General features: G+C 53.8%; 16 protein-coding genes. 4 read left to right on the forward strand and 12 right to left on the reverse strand.

Going from position 1 to position 23057, the window contains the following annotated elements; translation table 11 throughout:
• Positions 1 to 65: 65 nt before the first annotated feature.
• From ACLD72_RS18515 to ACLD72_RS18530, 4 genes are all read right to left on the reverse strand, one after another.
• Positions 66 to 1229 (reverse strand): iron-containing alcohol dehydrogenase, encoded by a 1164-nt coding sequence (locus tag ACLD72_RS18515; protein WP_411001635.1) that lies wholly within the window; start codon positions 1227 to 1229, stop codon positions 66 to 68.
• Between the two features lie 575 nt (positions 1230 to 1804).
• Positions 1805 to 3382 carry a UDP-glucose--hexose-1-phosphate uridylyltransferase gene (locus ACLD72_RS18520; RefSeq protein WP_411001613.1) on the reverse strand — a complete coding sequence of 526 codons (1578 nt, stop codon included), beginning with the start codon at positions 3380 to 3382 and terminating at the stop codon, positions 1805 to 1807.
• A gap of 15 nt (positions 3383 to 3397) precedes the next feature.
• Complete coding sequence (galE, locus tag ACLD72_RS18525) at positions 3398 to 4387, reverse strand: UDP-glucose 4-epimerase GalE (protein ID WP_411001612.1); 990 nt, start codon at positions 4385 to 4387, stop codon at positions 3398 to 3400.
• Between the two features lie 2 nt (positions 4388 to 4389).
• Positions 4390 to 5568: a galactokinase gene (locus ACLD72_RS18530; RefSeq protein WP_411001634.1), complete on the reverse strand. Its 1179-nt coding sequence runs from the start codon at positions 5566 to 5568 to the stop codon at positions 4390 to 4392.
• A 485-nt stretch (positions 5569 to 6053) separates the two neighbouring features.
• Between ACLD72_RS18530 and ACLD72_RS18535 the strand changes: the two genes are divergently transcribed.
• Complete coding sequence (locus ACLD72_RS18535) at positions 6054 to 6950, forward strand: helix-turn-helix domain-containing protein (RefSeq protein WP_411001633.1); 897 nt, start codon at positions 6054 to 6056, stop codon at positions 6948 to 6950.
• 17 nt (positions 6951 to 6967) lie between these two features.
• On the opposite strand, the gene ACLD72_RS18540 is transcribed toward ACLD72_RS18535, so the two are convergent.
• Together ACLD72_RS18540 and ACLD72_RS18545 are read right to left on the reverse strand one after the other, a co-directional pair.
• Positions 6968 to 7720 carry an NAD-dependent protein deacylase gene (locus ACLD72_RS18540; RefSeq protein WP_411001611.1) on the reverse strand — a complete coding sequence of 251 codons (753 nt, stop codon included), beginning with the start codon at positions 7718 to 7720 and terminating at the stop codon, positions 6968 to 6970.
• A gap of 37 nt (positions 7721 to 7757) precedes the next feature.
• Positions 7758 to 8534 (reverse strand): HAD family hydrolase, encoded by a 777-nt coding sequence (locus ACLD72_RS18545; RefSeq protein WP_411001610.1) that lies wholly within the window; start codon positions 8532 to 8534, stop codon positions 7758 to 7760.
• A gap of 215 nt (positions 8535 to 8749) precedes the next feature.
• Between ACLD72_RS18545 and ACLD72_RS18550 the strand changes: the two genes are divergently transcribed.
• The 3 genes from ACLD72_RS18550 to ilvD all read left to right on the forward strand — a co-directional run bounded on the left by ACLD72_RS18550 (position 8750) and on the right by ilvD (position 12074).
• Positions 8750 to 9805 carry an acyltransferase family protein gene (locus ACLD72_RS18550; RefSeq protein ID WP_411001609.1) on the forward strand — a complete coding sequence of 352 codons (1056 nt, stop codon included), beginning with the start codon at positions 8750 to 8752 and terminating at the stop codon, positions 9803 to 9805.
• A gap of 129 nt (positions 9806 to 9934) precedes the next feature.
• Complete coding sequence (locus ACLD72_RS18555; protein ID WP_128634826.1) at positions 9935 to 10192, forward strand: KGG domain-containing protein; 258 nt, start codon at positions 9935 to 9937, stop codon at positions 10190 to 10192.
• A gap of 196 nt (positions 10193 to 10388) precedes the next feature.
• Complete coding sequence (gene ilvD, locus ACLD72_RS18560) at positions 10389 to 12074, forward strand: dihydroxy-acid dehydratase (RefSeq protein WP_411001608.1); 1686 nt, start codon at positions 10389 to 10391, stop codon at positions 12072 to 12074.
• A 410-nt stretch (positions 12075 to 12484) separates the two neighbouring features.
• Here the strand turns inward: ilvD and ACLD72_RS18565 are convergent, their stop codons facing one another.
• The 6 genes from ACLD72_RS18565 to mltG form a co-directional block, all read right to left on the reverse strand.
• On the reverse strand, positions 12485 to 13912 hold the full coding sequence (locus tag ACLD72_RS18565; RefSeq protein WP_411001607.1) for a polysaccharide deacetylase family protein: 1428 nt from the start codon (positions 13910 to 13912) through the stop codon (positions 12485 to 12487).
• 208 nt (positions 13913 to 14120) lie between these two features.
• Positions 14121 to 15899: a peptidoglycan D,D-transpeptidase FtsI family protein gene (locus ACLD72_RS18570; RefSeq protein ID WP_411001606.1), complete on the reverse strand. Its 1779-nt coding sequence runs from the start codon at positions 15897 to 15899 to the stop codon at positions 14121 to 14123.
• Positions 15900 to 16711: 812 nt separating this feature from the next.
• Complete coding sequence (locus tag ACLD72_RS18575; RefSeq protein ID WP_411001605.1) at positions 16712 to 18895, reverse strand: methyl-accepting chemotaxis protein; 2184 nt, start codon at positions 18893 to 18895, stop codon at positions 16712 to 16714.
• Positions 18896 to 19139: 244 nt separating this feature from the next.
• Entirely contained in the window at positions 19140 to 20474 is a 1335-nt protein-coding gene (locus ACLD72_RS18580) for a peptidase U32 family protein (protein ID WP_411001604.1), read from the reverse strand.
• A 564-nt stretch (positions 20475 to 21038) separates the two neighbouring features.
• Positions 21039 to 21974, reverse strand: coding sequence for a peptidase U32 family protein (locus ACLD72_RS18585; RefSeq protein WP_411001603.1), 936 nt, complete (start codon positions 21972 to 21974; stop codon positions 21039 to 21041).
• A gap of 13 nt (positions 21975 to 21987) precedes the next feature.
• Complete coding sequence (gene mltG / locus ACLD72_RS18590; RefSeq protein ID WP_411001602.1) at positions 21988 to 23043, reverse strand: endolytic transglycosylase MltG; 1056 nt, start codon at positions 23041 to 23043, stop codon at positions 21988 to 21990.
• Positions 23044 to 23057 lie beyond the last annotated feature (14 nt).

Here is a 23057-nt window from a genome sequence, read left to right on the forward strand (position 1 = left end):
CGATTTTTCACCCTGAAAACAAAAGGGGCCGGTCCCTAAAAAACGGGACGGCCCCTGTTATATGCTTACAACGACATCCGGTAAATTTCCACCACGTCCTGCTTATTGAGTACGGCAAATCGGCCGAACGGCCCGAATTTGACCGCCTTGTCGGCCATGACCTCAAGCTTGCTGCCGTCGATGCCGTAATCCGCCAGCCGGCTTGGTGCACCGATGGAACTCCAGAACGAACGAAGCGCCTCGATACCCTCCAGGGCCACGGCCTCGTCGCTTTTGCCCTCCGGATTGACGTCAAACACGTTTACGGCCAGGCGTTTAAAGCGGGATACGTCATGCTTCAAGTTGTATTTCATCCAGTTGGGGAACAGAATGGCAAGCCCGCCGCCATGCGGAATATCGTATACGGCCGACACGGCGTGTTCGATATTGTGGGTCGCCCAGTCGCCCGAATAGCCCATATTCAGCACGCCGTTCAACGCCATCGTGCCGCAAAGCAAAATCGTTTCCCGATATTCGTAGCTTTCGAGATCGGCGATCAGTTTGGGCGCCGTTTCGATTACAGTGCGCAGCAGCGCCTCGCAAAAACCGTCCTGCAGCAGGGTGTTGGCCGCTTGGTGGAAATAATGCTCCAGCACGTGCGACATCATGTCGACCATCCCGTAAACCGTCTGATCCAGCGGTACCGAAAACGTATTTTGCGGATCGAGGATCGAAAAAGCGGGATAGGCGAGCGGGCTGCCCCATCCTTGTTTTTCCTGCGTCACTTCGTTCGTAATGACCGAACCGCCGTTCATTTCGGAGCCGGTGGCGGCCATCGTCAGCACCGTTCCGAGCGGAAGCGCCGCCGTCGCGGCAGCCTTGCGATCCACGATATCCCACATGTCTCCGTCATATTTGGCGCCTACCGCAATCGCCTTGGAGCAGTCCAGCACGCTGCCTCCGCCGACGGCAAGCACCAGCTCAATGCCCTTCGTTTTGCACAACTCGATCCCGCGGTGAACCGTGGACAGCCGGGGATTCGGCTCCACGCCGGCCAGCTCCGTCACTTCGGCGCCGATTTCCCCCAAAATCGCCATCACTTTATCATATAGGCCGATGCGCTTGATGCTCCCGCCGCCATACACTAGCAGTACTTTTTTGCCGTAAACCGGAACCTCGGTTTTTAAAGCTTCCAGCTGGTTTTTGCCGAAAATCAGCTTCGTCGGATTACGAAACACAAAATTGTCCATGCCAAGCTCCCTCCAACCTGTTTTATGTAGAAAATACGACCTTATTATACTTCCAACCGGAAAAAGAAAACAATGAAAAGGGGGATCGCGGATGAGCCGTCTCGGGAATGGCGCCACGAGGAGACACCACGGGAGCCGTCACGTTGAGGGACCGCCTGCTCGGGAAAGGCCAGCCTACCTGAGAAACCTACAGTGAAAAAATAAGGGCAAAAAATGTCGTTATTCCGGCGATATCCGTTCATTTGAGAGAAATAGAGGAAATTTATGTCGTTATTTTACCCCGTAGCAAAGAAATGTCCGCGTTTCGGACCATTCTTAGGAAATAAGTACATAAAATGCCGCTAATGGAGATGAACAAGCCAGGGTTAAGATGATAAGTACATAAAGTACCGCTATTTTGCTGGCCGGCGGTCGATCGTTCCCAGTAGCCGGCTAGCGAATGCCAATTTCTAGGTTTAATTGCGTATTGGATGGAAATTAGTGGTGAAAATGGACCGGGACATAAAAATTGGGGCCGTCCCGAAGCTACATGCTTGCCCGGATCAGCCCCTGATTCATCTCTAAATAAACCTGTGTTACTGTTTCCGGTATCCCGCCGAGACGACGAAACGTTCAAAAGCCGCTCGCCCGGCTTCGGCCGTCTTAAACACGCCGGCATGCCCCAGGATTTCCGCGAACTTGCGCCCGACCTCGTCACGCAGCAGTGCATCGGCCGCTTCCCGGGTCAGCGAAGCTCCGGCGCGGTCAACCATTTCCTTTACCCAATCGGCATGCACCGCCAGAGGGGCGTTCTGGTCGGTTACGGTCTGATCATACAATGCCTTGTCCCCGCACAGGATGCCGGCGATCTCCGCCAGCTCTTCCTTCAGCCGTCCCGGCAAAATCGCCAGACCCATAACCTCGATCAAACCGATGTTTTCTTTTTTGATATGGTGCATTTCCCGGTGCGGATGGAAAATTCCCTCCGGATGCCGCTCGTCCGTCCGGTTGTTCCGCAACACGATGTCGGCCTCGAAGCCGCCGTCCGCGCTGCGCCGCACAATCGGCGTCACCGTATTGTGCGGTACGCTTTGCCCGTCCTGTTCGCTAAACGCGTAGATCTCGGCGTCAGGGTCGCTGTAGGTTTTCCACTTCTCGTACAGATCGTCCATCGCCTCCAGCAGCACGCCGGGATCCCGCCCTTGCAGGCGCAGCACCGACATCGGCCATTTCACCATGCCGGCCGTTACGCCGGAATACTGCGGATGGGCGAAAGACGCTTCGATCGGCGCTTTTTCCAACGGGAACGTATGGCGGCCCCCCTGAAAATGATCATGGGTCAAAATCGAGCCGCCGACGATCGGCAAATCCGCGTTAGAGCCGATGAAGTAATGCGGGAACAGCGCCGTAAAATCGAGCAACCGTTTAAACGTCTCCCGGGTCAGCTTCATTGGCACATGGTCATGATGGAACACGATGCAATGCTCGTTATAGTACACGTAAGGCGAATACTGGAAAAACCACGGTTCCCCGTTTAATTCCAGCGGAATGACGCGCAGGTTTTGCCGGGCCGGGTGGTTGAGCCGTCCCGCATAGCCGACGTTTTCGCGGCAGAGCTGGCATTTCGGATACACAGGAGGCGGCAGCAGCTTGGCCATGGCGATTTCTTGCGGATTTTTTTCCGGTTTGGAAAGATTAATCGTAATCTCCATCTCGCCATAAGGCGTAGGCTGGTTCCAATAAATATTTTGCCGCACCCGATCCATCCGGATGTAGTTGCTGTCCACCGACAGCTTGTAAAACGCGTTCGTCGCAGCGACGATCCCCCGTTCGCTTTCCGTTTTGCGGAAGGCGGAGATCGTCTCGGAAGGGCGCGGCATCAAAAGACCCATAATCTTGGCGTCCAGCAGATCGCGGTACGTTGCGGTATTTTCCGGGATCAGCCCGATGGCAAAGCCGTAATCGATCAAAATTTCCAGCGGCTCCTGCGGCCCGGGCAAAGGCTCTTCCGCCACCGCTCCGGCAAACGGCTCGTCAAAAGCAAACAGCTCCAGCAGGCGGTTGCGCGAGTAATCAACGTCCCACCAATCGATCATGCCTTGCTCCAGCGCGTAATGGACCAGCCGTTCGACCGCATGCAAAGCGTCCAGACGATTTCTCTCGTCTACTCCCATCGCTTAACTCACCCCTTAGTTGTCTTTATAGCCGTCCGGATGATTGCTGTGCCAAGCCCAGGCGCTCTCGATGATGTCCTCCAGCTTGCCCCGTGAAGGCTGCCAGCCAAGGACGCTGCGCGCCTTGTCGGAAGAGGCGATCAACACCGCCGGGTCGCCGGCGCGGCGCGGGCTGACGACGACCGGAAAATCGCGGCCGGTCACGCTTTTTACCGTTTCGATCACTTCTTTGACCGAAAAACCCTGGCCGTTACCGAGGTTAAACACCTCGCTCTCCCCGCCGCCCAGCAGGTGGTCAACCGCCCGCAGATGGGCGTCCGCCAAATCGCCGACATGGATATAGTCGCGGACGCAGGTGCCGTCCGGCGTATTGTAATCGTCGCCGAACACTTGGATCGATGGGCGCTGCCCCAAAGCCGCCTGAATAATAAGCGGAATCAGATGGCTTTCCGGGCGGTGGTCTTCGCCGATTTTCCCGCTTTCGTGGGCGCCGGCGGCGTTAAAGTACCGCAGCGATACGTATTTGATCCCGAGCACCTGATCGAACCAGGCCATCATCCGCTCCATCGTCAGCTTTGTTTCACCGTACACGTTGGTCGGCTCGGTTTTGTCGCTTTCTTCGATCGGCACTTTTTCCGGCTCGCCGTAGGTTGCCGCCGTGGAAGAAAAGACGATCTTGCGCACGTTCGCCTGATTCATCGCGTCAAGCAAGCACAGCGTGCCGTAAACGTTGTTGTCGAAATATTTGACCGGGTCCTTCATGCTTTCCCCGACCAGGGAGTTCGCGGCAAAATGAATAACCGCCTCAATGGAGTTTTCGGAGAACAACTTTTTCAGCAGCTCTTTGTCCCGCAAATCCCCTTCGTACAGCTTGCCGCCCAGCAAAGCTCCCCGGTGTCCGGTCTGCAGATTGTCGATGACGACAACCTCCTTGCCCTGATCCAGCAGCGCCGCCACCGTATGCGAGCCGATATAACCCGCACCGCCCGTAACCAAAATCGCCATGATTAGTTCTCCCCTTTCATTTCATGCACACCATCGCCCACACCGCAAACGTAGAACTCGCCTTCGATGCCGGTCCGCTCCTGATAAGCTTTGCCGACCTCGGCCAGGAACCGGTCCACCGCGTCCTCATGCACGAGGGATACGGTGCAGCCGCCAAACCCGGCGCCGGTCATCCGCGCGCCCAGTGTTCCCTCGATTTTGCGCGCTTCTTCCACCATCACATCCAGTTCCAGGCAGCTGACTTCATACAAGTCGCGCAGCGAATCGTGCGAAGCGTTCATCAGCTCGCCAAAAGCTTTCAGATCGTTTGCGGTCAGCGCTTCGACCGATTTCAACACACGCGCATTTTCTTCCACAACATGTTTGGCCCGGTTGAACAGCACCTCATCCTGAAAATCCCCCCGCCATGCGGTAAGCTGCCCCGGCTGCAAATGCGCCAGGTACTCCAGGCCAGGCTCGCGCTTTCGCAAAATCTCCAGCGCAGCGTCGCACTGCGAACGCCGCTCGTTGTATTTCGAATCGACCAGCCCGCGCCGTTTTTTCGTATTGCTTATTATAAGCTTATAAGCCCCCGTCCGGAACGGAACGAGCTTATATTCCAGCGTATCGCACATCAGCAGGATTGCGTGGTCCTTTGCCCCGTTCGCCACCGCAAATTGATCCATAATTCCGCTGTTGACCCCGACATAACCGTTTTCGACCCGTTGGGACAAGCGGGCGATTTCCACTGTATCGGTTTCTTTTCCTTCCACACTGAGCAGCGCGTAGGCCGTTACCACTTCGAGCGAAGCGGAGGAGGACAGGCCCGAACCGTTCGGGATTTCGCCTTGGAACAGCAAATCATAACCGCCGCTAAGCCGGGTGCCGAGCTTTTCCAATTCCAGGATGATGCCAACCGGGTAATCGACCCATTCGCCCGATTTCTCCTTGCCGAGCTCATCCAATTCAAGCTCCGCCGTATAAGGCAAATTCATGGAAGCAAACGACACTTTGCGGTCAGCGCGTTTGCGCAGCGCCAGCGTGGTGCCGAACTCGAGCGCCGCGGGAAATACGTATCCTCCGTTGTAGTCGATATGCTCGCCGATCAGGTTGACGCGTCCCGGCGCGTTGAAGATACGCAGCGGTTCCGCGCTTTCGCCGTATTTGGATATAAACAATTGTTCCATTTCCTGTTTTCTCATCAACGTACACCCCATCGTCAAAGAATCTGTACTTCTTGTTCCCAGTATAATGAAAACGCTCCGCTTTGATAATGCATCTTTGCGAGTTCTATATAGATAAATGTGACTTTTCCGGTTAAAATGGGGACAGTAAAATGCGTGCTCAAAAAGTCAGGTTTTCAGCGCCGAGAAGGTTGGATGAAGCAGGGACTGAGTAGCGGAGCGTAGGAAGATCCTACGTGAGCAACTGAAATGTTTCCGCAGGAAACATACTTCGGAAGCATATGCTACAGGCCCGGCTGAATTCAAGATTCGATGTCGATTAAGCTTCTTGTCCTGCTTCGTGATAAGAAAAACTTCTATCGAAGTATTTTCTAGGAAGCCAGACCGCGATTAGCGGTAGTTTTTCTTGCGATATAAGGAAGCTGATACTTGGACGTCTATTCTTTCTTATATCTTCAAAAGATGACTTTTTGAACTTCCTTGTTAAAGGAGAAGTCGATATGATGCAAAAAATGCAAGATACCTACAGTGCCGCGGCCAATCCCGAAATTTATGAATCCGGCGATCTGCATGTCCTGTTTGCGGGCGAAAGCCAAACCCGCGCCGATCACCGGCTTGGCCCCAAAGTATACGATTATTATCTGCTGCATTTTGTCGAAAGCGGCAAAGGAAATTTCCGCACGGAATCCGCCGCCTTCGACTTAAGCGAAGGGGACTGCTTCCTGATTCATCCGGAGCAGCTCGTCAGCTACGGCTCCGATCTGTCCGAGCCATGGTCCTACCGCTGGATCGCCTTTACCGGAGACAAAGCCGCGGAACTGGTTCACCGGACCGGCCTCACGCCCGAGCTTCCTGTGTTCCGTCACGGCGCAGGCAGCAAAATCCCCGGGATTTTGCAAAACGTACTGCAGTCTTTCCAAGCGAAAAAGCCAAGCTCGCACTTGCTATCGCTTGGCTTGCTGCATCTCTTGATGGCCGAAGCCCAGGAGGCGCTGGCAAAGGAATCGCCACTCCCATCCGGCGAATCCGGAGTTCAGCGCATCGTCAAACAAATGATTCACTATATGACCAGCCAATATGCCCATCCGGTATCCATCGAGCAGATGTGCTCCTCCCTCGGCTACAACCGGGCGTATTTATCGCGCATTTTCAAAAAAGCGACCGGCTTGACCCCCGTGACCTATCTGCTAAAGCTGCGCATCGATAAATCCCGCCAGCTGCTGCGGGAGCGGCCGGAGCTGTCGATCGAGCAGATCGCCGCCTCCGTCGGGCTGACCGACCCGCTCTATTTCTCCCGGCAGTTCCGCCGCTTCCATCACGAGTCGCCAAGCGAATACCGCAAGGCGGTTACGGGGACGGTCCAGGCCGAACCCAAAAGCGCCCCATCCTCTCATCCGTGAAAGGATGGGGCTTGTCGCTAACGCAACCCCAGAAGTCTGCCCACTTCGCCGAATACGGCGCCGATCGGTTCCGTGATCAGCAGATCGGCCCGCTGGTCGTAAGCGGTGGAAGAGGCGTTGACGAGCACCGTTTTGCCCCCGCGGAAATAAGTGACTAAGTGAGCCGCAGGCTGAACCGTCAAAGACGTTCCTCCGATCAGCAGCAGATCGGCCGCAGCGATGGCGGATACCGCCGCCTCGATGACCTCGCTATCCAAACTTTCTTCGTACAATACGACATCCGGCTTGATGATGCCGCCGCATTCGCAGCGGGGAACCGTGTCTTTTCCGCGCATGATTTCCTCCAGCGTGTAGCCGCGGCCGCAGGACATGCACGTATTGCGATGAATGGACCCATGCAATTCCAGTACCTTGCGGCTGCCCGCCAGTTGGTGCAAACCGTCGATGTTTTGCGTAATGACCGCATCCAGCTTGCCCGCGCGCTCCAGATCGGCGAGAAGGAGATGCGCCGGGTTCGGCCGGGCTTCGGGATGGATCATTTTTGATTTGTAAAAGTCAAAAAACACCTCCGGGTGCCTGTCGAAAAAGCGGCGGCTCAAAATCTCTTCCGGGGAATAAGGCGACTCTTTCTCCGTTTGGTAGATGCCCGCCGCCGAACGGAAATCGGGAATCCCGCTTTCCGTAGAGATTCCGGCGCCGCCGAAAAACACGATACGGCCGCTTTCCTTCACCCAGGACGCCAGCCGCTCCGTTTGCGTTTCACTGTTCATCGAATTGATTTCCTCCTTAAATTTTGATCGCGCCGCCTTAGCGTACCGAGAGCTCCCGATATCCGGAAACAACCACATCCGCATCCCGCAAATAGGCTGCCCCCGGCGGCGTCCCGTCCTCCGTCTCGGCCAGCCCGACGGCCAGCCGGACGCCGGCCCGCTTGCCCATCTGCATGTCGGCGTTGCTGTCGCCAATGACTACGGCCTCCGCCGGGGAAATGCCCAGCTCGCGGCAGGCCAACAGCGCCATGTCCGGTTCAGGCTTACCGCGCCCCACCCGGTCGCGGCCGACCACGCTGCCAAACCGCTCGCGCAGGCCCAGCCATTCCAGATGTTCCAGAGCCTCAGCGGTCACATCGGAAGTGACCACCGCCAGCGCGATCCCCGCCTCCCCACAAGCGTCAAGGAACTCGCGCAAGCCCGCCAGCGGCCTCGCCTCCCGCCGCCGCTTAAGCTCCACCAGCGCAGCCGCGTTGAACTCCCGCACCCGGCTCACCGCATCGTTCCAGGGAACGCCTGCGGCATATAACGGGCTGGCCAAAAGAGCGGTGACCTCCTCCTCCGTCCCCATCGCGACCGGACCGATGCGGTCATACCCGATGACGCGGTTCGCCTCGTCCAGCCGCAGTCCGAGCAGCTCCGTTTTGTTGAACAGGGCTCCGGCCCCCAGCGTCTCCAATTCCCGCTCTACGAACCCGGTTAGCGTCTCCGCCCAGCTTCCCCACAGCGCCATGAAGTCAAGCAGTGTGCCATCTTTGTCAAACAGTATGCCCCGGCAGGAGACAAGGCGCCCCGCCGCCTGAATGTTCGCCATCCGCATCCCAACCTTCCCGGAAATCCATGGTGATATATTCCATTATATCATCTTGGCGCCGGGGTTCATCAGTTCGTCATAATTGCAGCAATTGATAACGTTTTCTATTGTGATTTATATCACAATGTTTTGCCAGCAAACATCGTACCTTAATACTTGAGTCATTTATTTAAAATTTTGAGTTTTTTAGCGGGAATGAGGAGGAGGCAAACGTCATGACGGAAACCGGCATAACCCCTCGCGGAGAAACGTTTTTTCTAAACCTGCGCTTTCTGCTGATCGTCTGCGTGTTCGTCGGCAATTCCATCGAACCCCTGATGGGGCGGATCGGCGGCATGACCTGGCTTTACACGTGGATTTTTACTTTTCATATACCTTTGTTCGTGTTTGTTGCGGGGTATTTTGCCAAAGCGAATTTGCTTGGCGAAGCCGGACGCAAGATGCTGCTTCAGATTGGGCTGCAATATGTCATCTTCCAAAGCCTTTATTCCTTGCTGGATGTTACGGTGTTTCACGTAAACGGCATTCATCGCTCTTTTTTCGCCCCTTATCTGCTGCTCTGGTTCCTGGCCAGCCATGTGGGCTGGCGTTTGATGCAGCTTATGCTGCGCAAATGGCCCGCGCTTTACCAGTTGGCCTTCTCCGTCGCGCTGGCCGTGCTGGCCGGCTACCTGCCCGTGGACGGGAACTGGCTGAGCCTGTCGCGCACGTTTGTTTACCTGCCTTTTTTTATCGCGGGATATCATTTTTCGTTTGAACGTATGGAACGTCTGCTCACTTCAAAAGTCCGGCTTGCCGCCATCGCCTTATCGCTTGCCTGGTTTGGCGCTATCGCTTTCGGCGCAGCGAATATCGCCCCTGGCTGGCTGTACGGCAGCATGACTTACGGTCAGCTTGGGCATCCGGAATGGTACGCCGGCGTTTTCCGCTTGCTGCTTTATCCGCTGCAATTGTTTGCGGGAATCGCTTTTTTGGGATTTGTTCCGGCAAAAAAAAGCAAAGTCACCGAGATGGGACGCCATACCCTTTACGTTTTCCTGCTGCACGGCTTTATCGTACGCCTGGCGGCGATTTCCCCGCTTTATGCCGGCGTGCGGAGCCTGCCTGCCGCCCTCGGCGTCGTGGCCGGGGCCGTGGCGCTGACATGGCTGCTCACCCAGCGTTGGGTGCGAATGTGCAGTTCCCCGCTCATCGAGCCGCCGGTATCCTGGCTGCTGAAGCTGGAACGTGGGGCCTCTCGCCAAATAGGCGCAACGGGCAAACATTTATAGGCCCACAGTCCGTTATTTTGCTCACAACCGAGATCATGGCCTTATTTCCTTGCGAAATTCGTTTCAAAAGGCAAATCTGTGGTAAATAAATCATACCATTTATTTACCAACCAGATTAGGAGGGATTTCATGGCAAGGAATGGAAGGAAAATGACTCGTGAGGAAGCCGGACGCTTGGGAGGTCTCGCTACCGCCAAAACCCATGGCAAACAATTTTACCAGGAAATCGGTCAAAAAGGAGGGGAGGCTACCTCCAAATCGCACAACAAGGAATTCTATCAGGAAATCGGCCAAAAAGGCGGCGAAGCCACCTCTCAAAAGCACGATAAAGAATTTTACCGCAATATCGGCCGCAAAGGCGGCGTTTCCCGCAGCAAAAGCTATTAAATGCTGCCATTCTCCGAAGTCCCCGAAAAAACTCGGGGATTTCTTGTATTATCGGGGGCAAATCAGACTTTTCCTTCCCTCTGCTCCCTGTGATCTCCGCTAGTAAAAGATAACTACTTGTGATAGACTTTAGAGAAAACCTTTAGCGGTGTAAAGCTACAAAATTACAATAAACCTTCATGGGGGGATAGACGTTATGACAGCCAAGAAAATGCGTTCTGACATGATCAAAAAAGGCTTCGACCGGGCGCCTCACCGCAGCTTGCTGCGAGCGGCGGGCGTCAAGGAAGAAGATTTCGGCAAACCGTTTATCGCGGTGTGCAACTCTTATATCGATATCGTTCCCGGGCACGTGCATCTGCAAGAATTCGGCAAAATCGTAAAAGAGGCCATCCGCGAGGCGGGCGGCGTTCCGTTCGAATTCAACACGATCGGCGTGGACGATGGCATTGCGATGGGGCATATCGGTATGCGTTACTCCTTGCCGAGCCGGGAGATCATCGCCGATTCCCTGGAAACCGTCGTTTCGGCGCACTGGTTTGACGGCATGGTCTGCATTCCGAACTGCGACAAAATTACGCCGGGCATGATGATGGGCGCGCTGCGCGTCAACATTCCGACCATTTTCGTCAGCGGCGGCCCGATGAAGGCCGGTGTGGACAGCAAAGGCCGCAAGCTTTCCCTGACTTCCGTTTTCGAAGGCGTGGGGGCTTACCAATCCGGCAAAATCGACGACAGCGAACTGCTGGAACTTGAACAGTACGGCTGTCCTACCTGCGGCTCCTGCTCCGGCATGTTCACCGCCAACTCGATGAACTGTCTGGCCGAAGCTCTTGGCCTGGCGCTTCCGGGGAACGGTACGATTCTGGCCGTTTCCGAAGAACGCCGCGATTTCGTGCGGAAGTCCGCGACCCAACTGATGGAACTGATCAAGCTGGACCTTAAACCGCGCGATATCGTCACCAAGGAATCGATCGACAACGCGTTCGCCCTGGATATGGCGATGGGCGGTTCCACCAACACCGTCCTGCACACGCTCGCGTTGGCGCAGGAAGCAGGGGTCGATTACCCGCTGGAGCGCATCAATGAAGTGGCCAACCGCGTGCCGCATATCGCCAAGCTGGCCCCGGCATCCGATATTTTTATCGAAGACGTGCAACGCGCCGGCGGCGTGAGCGCCGTGCTCCACGAACTGCTCAAGAAACCGGGAGCGATCTTCGGCGATCAAATCACCGTCACCGGGAAAACGATCGCGGAAAACGTGGAAGGATGCGAAATCCTCGACCAAAGTGTCATCCATCCGATCGACAAGCCTTATTCGGAAAAAGGCGGTCTGGCGATTCTGTACGGCAACCTTGCTCCGGAAGGCTCGGTTATTAAAGTCGGCGCCGTGGATCCTTCTGTCGGCGGTTATCATAAAGGGCCTGCGATCTGCTTTGATTCCCAGGAGCAAGCTTTGGAAGGCATCGCCAACGGGAAAGTCAAAGAAGGCAGCGTTGTCGTCATCCGCTACGAAGGGCCAAAAGGCGGCCCGGGCATGCCGGAAATGCTCGCTCCGACGTCGCAGATCGTCGGGATGGGGCTTGGCGCCAAAGTTGGCCTGATCACCGACGGCCGCTTCTCCGGCGCTTCCCGCGGCATCAGCATCGGCCACATTTCGCCGGAGGCCGCTGAAGGCGGTCCGATCGCTTTCGTGGAAGACGGCGATATCATCGAGCTCGATCTGAACAACCGCAAAATCGAGCTTCATGTCAGCGAAGAGGAATTGGCCCGCCGCAAAGCGAACTGGAAAGGCTTTGAGCCGAAGGTGAAAACCGGCTATCTGGCCCGTTATTCCAAGCTCGTCACCAACGCCAGCTCCGGCGGCGTCATGAAGATCTAATCGACTGATTTGTTTTATCCGCATAAGAAAAACCGCTGGAGTGAGTTTCTCCGGCGGTTTTTTTGACATGTAGCCCCTGCTGCCAGGAATATAGCGGTAATTTATGGCGTTATTTTTGCGATTTTCCCCCTTGCATGCTAAATAGCAGTAATTTTTGTACCTATTTGGGATAAAATTTGGAAAAGAGGGCTTTTGACTTCAGCTTTCTAAATTTAAAGGTAAAATATTCTTCTATTTTTGCCTTGCTCCCTTTTGGGTCGAAAATAAGACCCATTTTTACCGTTATTCCGCGGCCTCGGCCTGCACAACAAACGTTACCCGGTGCCTCCCTTCCGCCAAAAAAAGAGCCGTCCTGGAAGCAGCTTTAAGCTGCTCGGGACGGCTCTTTTTTGTTTTTATGATTCGCGTGATCAACTGCAGGGCAACGTTGTCCGCAGCGTCGTCTCATCTTCCTCCGCCGCGGCGGCGTGCTGTTCTTTGACCAAACGTTGGCGATGTGACCCGGAATCGATAAATCCGATTAAATGGTCAATCGGCATCACGATCAGCTTGGGAACCATCTCTTCAGTTTGCTGCTTTAGCCTCGAACCCCCCTCCGGATGAATAACGCTCATCAATAATTTCAGATAAACTTGGGAGGAACGGGCAAACCAGCCTTTGGGCAAGTCCGTGACGGTAAAGCCAAACTGCTCCGGTCCCCGGTTGATCATACTTACCCCGTATAATGCCTTAACGCCGCTGAGCTCCGGATGGGCGGCTACATATTCCGCTAACCGGGGCAGCGTTTTCTCCATGGCGCGGATCATTTGGATCGCAAGCTGAACCGAAGACCTGGCACGTGTGCTGTACTGAAACAAGGTCTTATTATCCAAGTGAATCTCCAAAATCCGGTCTCCCTGCTGCAAAGACGTCCCTCCGCTCATAGCTACCGGTTTGCCATGATAGGTCGTTTCCCGAAAATGCAGGAGCGGATTGTGCTCATCGACGGTTTTAAGCTGAAAAACGAAATGGAACAATTTCTCCCACAAGAGCCACAACGCGACGACGCATCTTTTGAATCCGGATATGGATACCGGCTTTTTCCGGCCGGTTTCCGTTCCCTTCGCTGGCTTGTTTTTTTTCATTTGGCGTGCAGCCTCCGTCTCTTGGATCATTTCATCGATCCGGATGCATTCCAGGCCTCGCCGCTTCGCTTCCTGCAGCACCCGCTCCAGAGCTACCAACATTTCACGCGGCGCATCGCTGTTTGCCCCTAACGTAGCGCCGCAATCGTGAAGCAGAAATACTTCTCCGCCGCGAAGCTTCCTCATCATTCGCTCCGTTAGCCGATTCGCGCCGACCTTGACGCGCCAATCGCTAAACATAGCCGACCACAATACGATTTGCGTATTGCCCCGGCCCGCGAAATCGAACAAATTTACGATGCCCCACGGCGGACGGTAATAATGGGAACGAACACCGGTGGCAGCGTAAATGATTTTGTTCGTTTTTTGAATTTGTTTTTTTACGGCGCCAGGACCCATCAGCCAATTGGTTTTATGAACGTAATTGTGGGTCCCGATCAAATGGCCTTCTTCATGCATCCTTTTCAGCAACTCGGGGTACTTCTCGGCGTTTGTGCCGACGACGAAAAAAGTGGCCTTGGCTCCGAAACGCTTCAACAAGTCAAGCAACTGCGGCGTATATCTCGGATCAGGGCCGTCATCGAATGTCAGTGCGAATTGCTTCTCATTGCTCCCATGCTTGAATACGTGAAACCCGAAAATCCTGGTAATTAAGCCGGGTATAAAAGCGTACAGCGTCGAAATATAAAACAACCATAGCAGCAAAGTCTCCATATGCTTTCCCCACTTTTCTATGATCAATGACTTTGGCATGCTTTTTAGCATAGCATCTCCATTATTTTATCATATCCCCTGCCGGTTTAGGCGTATTTTTTTGGGAAAGCTTAGGGAAGTTTTTGCGGCTCTGGCTTAAAGAGGCTGTTTAAAAAGCCCGCTTTTGATCACGAAGTAAATTCAAGAAGTAATTCGGCAGCGAAAAGCTTTACGAACCGCGCGATGCCAGCAAGTCCATCGTCCTGCGGAACAGCTCGGTCGCTTGATGCGCCGAACCTGCAGGACGGTTTTGGACCAGTACCGCCAGGGCATATTGGGGCTGATCGACCGGCCCGTATCCGATAAACCATTGATGGTTTTTTTTCACGCCGTCTTTTAGCACCTGGGCCGTACCGGATTTTCCGGCCAAGGGCCATTTGGCCCGGTTTAGCGAACGCCCGGTCCCGTCGGTCACTACCTGTCTCATCCAGGACAGCAGCGTATCCGCCGTACGGGGCGAAATTTGCCCGGCAGGAGATAACGCGGCTTGTACCGGGAAATCGGCTAGCAGCGAACCGTCTTTAAACCGGATTTCGCTGACCAGCCGCGGCGCCGTCACCTGGCCCTGATGCAGCAGCGTTACAACCAGGTTGGCCGCTTGGAGCGGGGAGACAAGCACATCGCGCTGGCCGATCGCCGTCTGGGCAAGTACGCCTCCGTCCGCTTTCGATATATCGTTAAATACAGCCCCCGCTTCCTCCTGATCGAGCTGTTTGAGGTCGTCCCCATTCAAAAAGCGAGCGGTCTGCCAGCCTACCTGACGGGCAAGCCCAAGCTTAGACGCCGTTTCCGCAATCCTTGCCGGTCCCAGCCTTTCACCCAGCGCAGCAAATACGATGTTGCAGGAGCGGGAATACCCCTCCTTCAGCGTGATCGTTCCGTGACCGCCTTCCTTCCAGCAGGACAGCCCGTATTTCCCGTAGTGTCCGCTGCAATGGAAGGTTTCATGCGGGGTGGAAACATGCTCCTCAAGCGCCGCAGCCGCGATCACGGTTTTGAAGATCGATCCCGGAACCGCCGCTTTTACCGCCTTGTTGGCCCAGTCCGGCTGCTTCGGGTTCACGTCACGCGGATCGTAAAACGGCAAGGAAACCATCGCTACGATGTCCCCATTGTCCGCATCGAGAACAACAACGGCGCCTTCCTTTACGTTCATCTTGGCGGCAAGCTGTTCGATATCCCGTTGCAAACCTTCATCCACCGTCGTCTTAATTTGCAAAGGATAGTACCGGCTGTTTTTCGCATTGATCCGTGTGCCGAGACCATCCAGCGGCCGTTTTTGCCCGTCTACCGTAAAAGCCGCCCTCACTCCGCCAATTCCCCGCAAATAGCGGTCAAACGTCCTTTCCAGTCCGGCCGCTCCAACTTGAAGCGTCATTGGCAAAGGGGCTCTCGGCTGATCCCGGCGAAGCCGGCGGATGACATCCGGGCGTTGGGCGACATAACCCAGCCATTGATTCCCGCGTTCCCCCGGATCATAACGCGTTACGTAAGGCAGCACTTCCAGCCCTTCAAGCCGGGGGAGCCGGCTTGCCTCCGCTGTGGTTAGTTGAAGCGGCTCCTCCCCCTCCTGGGGCCAAACGTATGGTTTCCGCAACTCTGTCCACGTTGACCGAAGCTCTGCTGAGGAAACCCCAAGCGAGGACGCCAGCTTATTAAGCTCTTCTCCGTCCGGAACGTCCTTGACGGGAAAAAGAATCGGAGACCAGGCCATCCGGCCGGTTAAAGGGAGACCGTTCCGATCGATGAAGCGGCCTCTGCCAGGGTCCAGCTCGATGCTTTCTTCCCGCTGCCGCACGGCGAGTTCGTTGATCGTTTTGCCGCCAACGGTCGCCGCCCGGAAAGCGGAAGCCGCTTGGATCCAGGCCATCCGCAAGGCAAACACGCCAAGCACTACAGTAAACAACAGCAAAATATAAAAAATGCGTTTTTTGCGCAATAATGACATGATTCGCCCCCCTTTGTCCCTTATTATTTCCTGGGAAAAGCAGGTTCACACCCAGGGGCGGCTGCTTGAAATTGAAAAGGACAGTTTGGAGGAAATAAAATGGGGGGCAGGTTGGCTATCGGCGCTGTATGAAATTGCGCATGCGGTTGCAGATTTGGAGTCGCATTCGCGCTCTCATTGGAAATAATCCAATAGATTACCGGAATGGAACACCATTTTGAACTCTCATTGGAAAAAATCCAATAGAATTTGCTCTAATCGCCTGTTTTGCACTTCATTGAGCTTCGTCTATTGGAAAATATCCAATCAAGCAACTACATTTACCAGTAGTTTTCCAATTCTATTGTATATATCCAATGACAGTGCCAATACCTGATTCAACAGCTTATTGCTTGTTAAATCTGGCTCGGGATGATAGTTGTAAACAAATACAACTAGATTTCAACAAAGCAACAGGCCTTTCTATTCTGTGGACGCTGCTCTAACAGGCTCCAGCGACGTTATCCGTCCATTTCCCGGGCATTTCCCAGCCTAACGGACCCAGATGACGCTATTTCGCTCTAAACGAGTTCACCCAAGCTGATTTGAGGGAAATAAGGTCATCTCTGTCCGTTACATTTTACACACCTCAGTTTTTCCGCAGATAACGCCCCTGAGGTCCTTTAGCCTCCAAATCCTTCTCCTCCTCCCCTCTCAACCTGCGCATCGTCCTCAACTCCGCCGGAATTTTTATAAACTTATAATGTTTAAAACAAAGGCCCTGCAAATCAACTGCTGATTTGCAGGGCCGTGTATGTGCTTTGATGCAATGCTTATACCGTAAACTTGGACAGCGATTCTTTCAAGCCGGACGATACGTTTTCGAGCTTGCTCGACAGCTGCACCAACTGATCGCCAACCGTCTGCTGCTCGCTGCTGAGCGAAGCCACTTCTTCGGAGGTGGCCGACGATTGCTGCGCTACGGCGCTGACGTTGCTCATCGCTTCCGACAACACCGACTGCGCCTCGTTCAGTTCGTCGATCGAAGACGTGACCGAATCAAGATGCCGCACGAAGCCTTCCATTTGCTCTTGTACGGAAACGAAAATCTGACTGGTTTCCTTTACGGAGTTGGCTTGCTCCTGGAACAAGGGGCTTGCTTCCGACAGCGCTTTGACCGTTTCGTTCATTTCCTTCTGGATCGTATCGGTAATCTCCCCGACCATCGTAATGGATTGACGGGATTGCTCGGCCAACTGGCGGATTTCATCGGCAACAACCATGAACCCTTTGCCTGCAGCGCCTGCCCGGGCCGCTTCAATCGTTGCATTCAGGGACAAAATGTTGGTTTGCTGCGTAATGTTTTGCATCACGTCAAGCACCTTCATCACGGAATTGGTGCTTGCTTTCAAAGAATTAACTTTGTCGGTCAAGGCATTGACCATTTCTCCCGTGATATTTGTTTTTTGCAAAAGACCGTTCAAATATTCGGTACCCAATTGACTGGACTTCTCGACTTGCCGTGCCGATGTTTCCATCTCTTTGTTGGTTTGAATCACGCGTTCCATTTGACGGGAAATGTTCTCCGTCAACTCGTTGCCGCGCTCGGCTTCGTTCGCCAGGCTGGTTGCCCCATTGGCGATTTCCTCCGTCGCAATGGCGATCTCCTTGGCGGAAAGCGCCGTTTTGTTGGAGGCGTGCGTCAGTTCGGTAGCGGTATCGAGCACATCCTGCGCCGAGCTGTTCGTTTGCTTGACAAGCTCGGTGATCTTTTCCATCATCACGTTAAAGCTGTCGGCCAACTGGCCGATCTCATCTTTAACTTTGAGCTCCAACCGGACGTTCAAATTCCCTCTGGAACCTTCCTCCATCAGGTTTTTCAATTTGCCCAGCGGGTGCGCGATCATCCGCACCATCCAGATACCGATCAAAATCGCAATAATGGCGACGCCAATCAGCGAGAAAATCGTAACCATCAAAATGGCGTTGGCGCTTTGGGTCAATTCTCCCGCGTCAACGGTGCCAAGCAATTTCCAGTCGGAGGATTGCTGCGTATTGAACACGGCCAAAACCGTGTTTCCGTTTGCATCGGTCGTCCGGAAGCTGCCGTGAGACTGTTTCGCGGCCGCCTCGCCGAATTTAAATTCCGATTCCTTGCCTTCATCTCCGGCTACCGACGAACCTACGACGATATTTTGGGCGTTCACCATTTGCAGCTTGGAGTTTTTGCCCAAATTCACTTCCTGCAGATAACCGTTCAACACTTCCAGATTGATATCCGCGATCAGAATGAACCGCTTCATGCTGTTGACGCTTTGCACGGATCTCACGAGACGGAATACGGAGGATCCCGCTTTTTGATCCGGCACATTAATCCACATCGTCTTGGACGATTTGGTCACATCCTCAAACCACGGCTGCTCCCGTACCGTGCCAAGGAAAGCCGAATCGGCGCTCCCGGAAGTGACATCGTCTATGGCCTTGTCCGGAGAGAGCATATACACGGCGGAAACGCCCGTAGTGGAAAATGTCAGCGTATTCAACCGAGTCCTCATTTTATTCGTTGCCGTGAACCGGTCATACTCGGACACCTCGGACAGCGACGCGTCCATAATCGCACTCTGCATTTCGTCGTCCAGGAACATTTGCTGCAGATTCTCTTCGTATTTTTGCAAAACGATATCGAGCTTTTGGGATGTTTGCACAATCGTCTGCAAATTCGCTTGTTCGGCGTTGTCCTGGATCGTCGCCTTTGCCATCTGGGAAGACAAAATGCCGATCGTTAGTACGAACACCATGATCGCCACGAAGAAAATCAGGAACAAACGTATTCCAACTGATTTGGATGGATTAACCTGTTTGGGCAGCTTATCCTTCAGCGAAACCGCCATCGCTTTCCAGTCAAATCCCGGTTTGCCGGTGTTCGCTTTTTTGGATTCCGTCCGCTCCTGCTTCTTGCTTTTCGCTTTTTTCTTGCTGTCGGCCTGTTGATCCTCGTTCTTTGGAACCAGACTCATGTTGATCACCCACCACTCATAATAGTTGACTCTCTGCCAAATAGGCTTGAGGTCATGCCTTAATACTGCTGGTATGTATGACTTCCGTCAGTAAATAGTTCGACAATAACTGACGTTCTCCTCTATAATATCGGCTGGAAATGGACTGGATTTTAAATTTTCTTAACAAAAAAGTCCCAAAACGCAAAAAAGAGGCCTTTTGTCCTAGACAAAAACAGGCCTCTAAGCATATTGCAATTTAAATTCATTTCTTCTTCCGCATCATATCGAAGTAGGATACCGGATGCTCCACTTTGATTTTAATCCGCTGCAGCGGATGTCTTGCCGCATCCAATTCATTGCCGTTCTCGTCATAAATCGTCCCGACCGTCTGCTTGAAAAATGTCCCGCCCGGCCCGAAAAATTCGACTTCCTGCCCGGGTTTAAAGTGGTTGCGCTGCTGAATGACCGCCATGCCGGTATTTTCGTCATATTCCATCACCAAACCGGCAAAGTCGTAAGGCGCCGCTTTTTCTTCCGGTTCGTAAATATGATCTTCATGGTCCGGCGTATCGTAGAAGAACCCCGTATTCAGCGGGCGATTCGCCGCTTTGTTGATTTCCTCCACCCACTCCGGCTTCAGCTGATAGTTGTCCGGATCGGCCATATAAGCGTCGATCGCCTGGCGGTAAACGTTCACGACCGTAGCCACATAATGGATCGATTTCATCCGTCCTTCGATTTTAAAGCTGTCCACCCCGGTATCGATCAAATCCGGGATATGCCCGATCATGCATAAATCTTTCGATCCCATCGTAAACGCGTTGTCGTTTTCCTCGAACAAAGGCAATTGGGTCACGCCCAATCGGAACTGCTGCAGGACTTGGCTCTCCCGTGCCTCCTCCTCGGAAACCCATGCGGCTTCCGGGCGGCCGTCCTCAAACAAATCGTATTTCCAGCGGCACGACTGACAGCAGCCCCCGCGGTTGGAGTCGCGGTCGGTAAAATGGTTCGACAGCACGCAGCGGCCGGAGTAGGAGGAACACATCGCCCCGTGAATAAAAGCCTCCAACTCGATGTCGACGTGCTTTTTGATCTCCTCGATTTCGCCCAGACTGGTCTCCCGGCCAAGCACGACCCGCGGCAGGCCTTGTTCCTTCCAAAACTTGACCGCCTGCCAGTTGACCGTCGACTGTTGGGTGCTCAGGTGCACCTCCAAGCCGGGAACGACCCGCCGCGCCGTTTCAATAATGACCGGATCGGCCACGATGATGGCGGCGATGCCGACCTCGTACAAATTCCGCAAATAATTCTCAATGCCCTCCAGGTCCTCATTGTGGGCATAAATATTGGTGGCCACGAACACTTTGGCCCCGTATTTCCGCGCGAACTCCACGCCTTCGCGCATTTCTTCAAAACTGAAATTATCCGCATTGGAACGAAGGCCGTATTTTTGCCCACCGATATACACGGCATCCGCTCCGTAATGAACGGCGAATTTCAGCTTCTCAAGATTGCCCGCCGGGGCGAGCAGCTCGGGTTTCGCCAGCCGGTAACGTTTCCCCGCATATTTCGGGATGTGTTTCTCCGCTGTCCGCATCTTCGTTCACCTCTTAGTTTTTAATTTAAATCATCCGCTAACGGACTGAAATGCTCTTATTATGCAAAAAAACAGGCGTTTCATTTTCTAACGGACTGGAGAGTCCTTATTGGCCCGAAAATGCCTAAGAATAGGCCGTTACAGGTAAAATAGAGGCTCTGGTGTCCGTTACCTTCCAAAACACCCCGATTTTCCCTTGAATAGCGGCTTTCCAGTTCGTTAGAAGTTGAAGCATGCTTCGTGTACCGTACTATCGATGGCTCAAAACCAGAAACATAGCTTGATCAAAAAATCATGAGAACTCCAGCGAAAACATAAGAACAATAAATGTCGTTATTCCGGCGATATCCGCCCACTTGAGAGAAATAGAGGAAAACTATGTCGCTATTTTAGCCGATCAAAAGGAAATGCCCACGTTCCAGACCAGTCTTAGCAAAATAAGGACAAAAAATTCCTCTATTTGGACTGAACATGTCAGGCACCGGATAATAAATACATAAAGTTCCACTATTTTCGAGGCAAACGCTTCATCGTTTTAGCAGCCGGCTATCAAGCAACTTCCTCTCAATACACCTGCTCTTTATAGAAAAAGCCAAAGGACAGCTCGCGCTCAGGGTCCTGAACGCGGCGGATGGCCTCAATCCAGGACTCGTCGAATTCGTAGCCGTCCGGGTCGCGGAAATAAGCCTCGATCGCCTGGCGATACGCGGAAATGACCACCTCGTTATAAGCCGCCGGCTTCAGCAGCGTTTCGATCTTAAAGCTGTCGATGCCCGCCCCCATCAGCACATGCAGGTCCTCCAGAATGCAAATATCGTCCGAGCTCATGATATGCGTTCCGTTCCGGTCTTCATAGATCGGGAACCTCTCCTCAGGGCGTTCGGCTTCAATCAGAAACAACCCGCGCCTGGGGCCCAGGTCGCTGCCCGGATCCACCGGGCGTCCCTGATGACTCATATAGCTCTGCACCAGCCGGCGTTTCGAATGGTAAATATTAGTCATCCCGTGCACCTGCACCTCTGCTTCAATCTGCAGCGAAGGGTGCATGCCCGTAATCTCGTCCATATTCAGCTCGCGCGCCAAAACGACCCGTGATGCGCCTTTGGACCCCCAATAATTGGCGGTCGCATAATTCGTCGAAGTCATTTCCGCGTTCCAATGCAGCCCCAACTCGGGCGCAACTTCGCGCACCGTCTGCAGCACCGCCGGATCGCCGAACTCCACCCCGTCGGCACCGCAATCGGCCAACCGCTTCACGTAATCGGGCAAATCCTCCAGCAGTTCGTTCGACATCAGGTTATTCACGCTTACGTAGATTTTGGCTCCCCGCTCATGTCCAAGGCGAACAGCCGCGGCAATTTCGTCCGGCGAAAAATCGCCGGGAAGCCGCATGCCGTATTTGGCTTCACCAATCATAGCCGCATCCGCTCCGGCCGCCAAATAACGCTCCAGCTCCTTCAGCGATCCCGCGGGAACGAGCAGCTCCGGTTTTTTCGTCATACAGTTACCACCCTTATTTTTCGGCCATAGCCTTGCTAGTCTCGATGTTTTTCAAATGCTCCGCGTACGTTTTGGCAAATAGATGCTCGCCGCTTCCGTCTTTTTTCGTCACATAAAAAAGATATTCCGAAGCCGTCGGCGCCAGCGCCGCCTCAATCGATTTAAGGCTCGGCGCCGCGATCGGGCCGGGCGGCAAACCTTCGTAAAGATAAGTGTTATAAGGGCTGTCCACGCTGCGTAAATCGGAATTCAGCAGCCGCTCCTTCGGTTTGTCCAGCACGTACTGCACCGTTGCGTCGATCTCCAGCTTCATATGCTGCGCAAGCCGATTGTAGATGACGCCGGCCACGATGCTCCGCTCCTCGTCAACGACGACTTCCCGCTCCACCAGCGAGGCTACCGTCATCAGCTCGTTTAAGCTCAGCCCGCGCTGCTCCAATTTTTGCCGGAAGTCCGGAATTTCGTTTAACCTTTTCTCCATTTCCTGAAGCATACGCTCAGCGATATCCCGCTCGGTGCTGCCTTTTTTCAGCTCATAGGTTTCCGGGAACAGATATCCTTCCAGCCGATAGGTCAATTTGTCGTTTTGCGGAATTTCCTTCAGCAATTCACTGTCCAGCCCGGAAGCATCTCCCGCCACCTTTAAAAAAACATCCTTGTCGACGGTGCCCTCTTCGCTCAGCTTATCGGCCATTTGCTTGACCGTAAACCCTTCGGGGATGGTAAACCGGACCATTTCCGTTTTCACGACATCGCCGCTGTTCAGTCTGGCAATGATTTCGTCATACGTCGCCCCCGGCTTGAATTCATAAACCCCTGCTTGAAAGTGACTGCCTTCGGACTTCCATTTCAAGTAGGACCGGAATAATAATGAATTTTTAATAAGTCCCTGCTTCTCCAGCAAATCCGCAATTTTACCGGTGCCCGTTCCGGGCTCGATCGTTATTTTAATGGCCTGTTCCGACGCCTTGACAGGCTGCATGCCCGTATATACGTAAGCACCCGCAGCACCTGCCGCGGCAATCGCGAGCACGATCAATATGCTCAGCCATTTTAGCGCCTTTTTCAATCGCTCAACTCCTT

This window comes from Paenibacillus lacisediminis, from assembly GCF_046567315.2.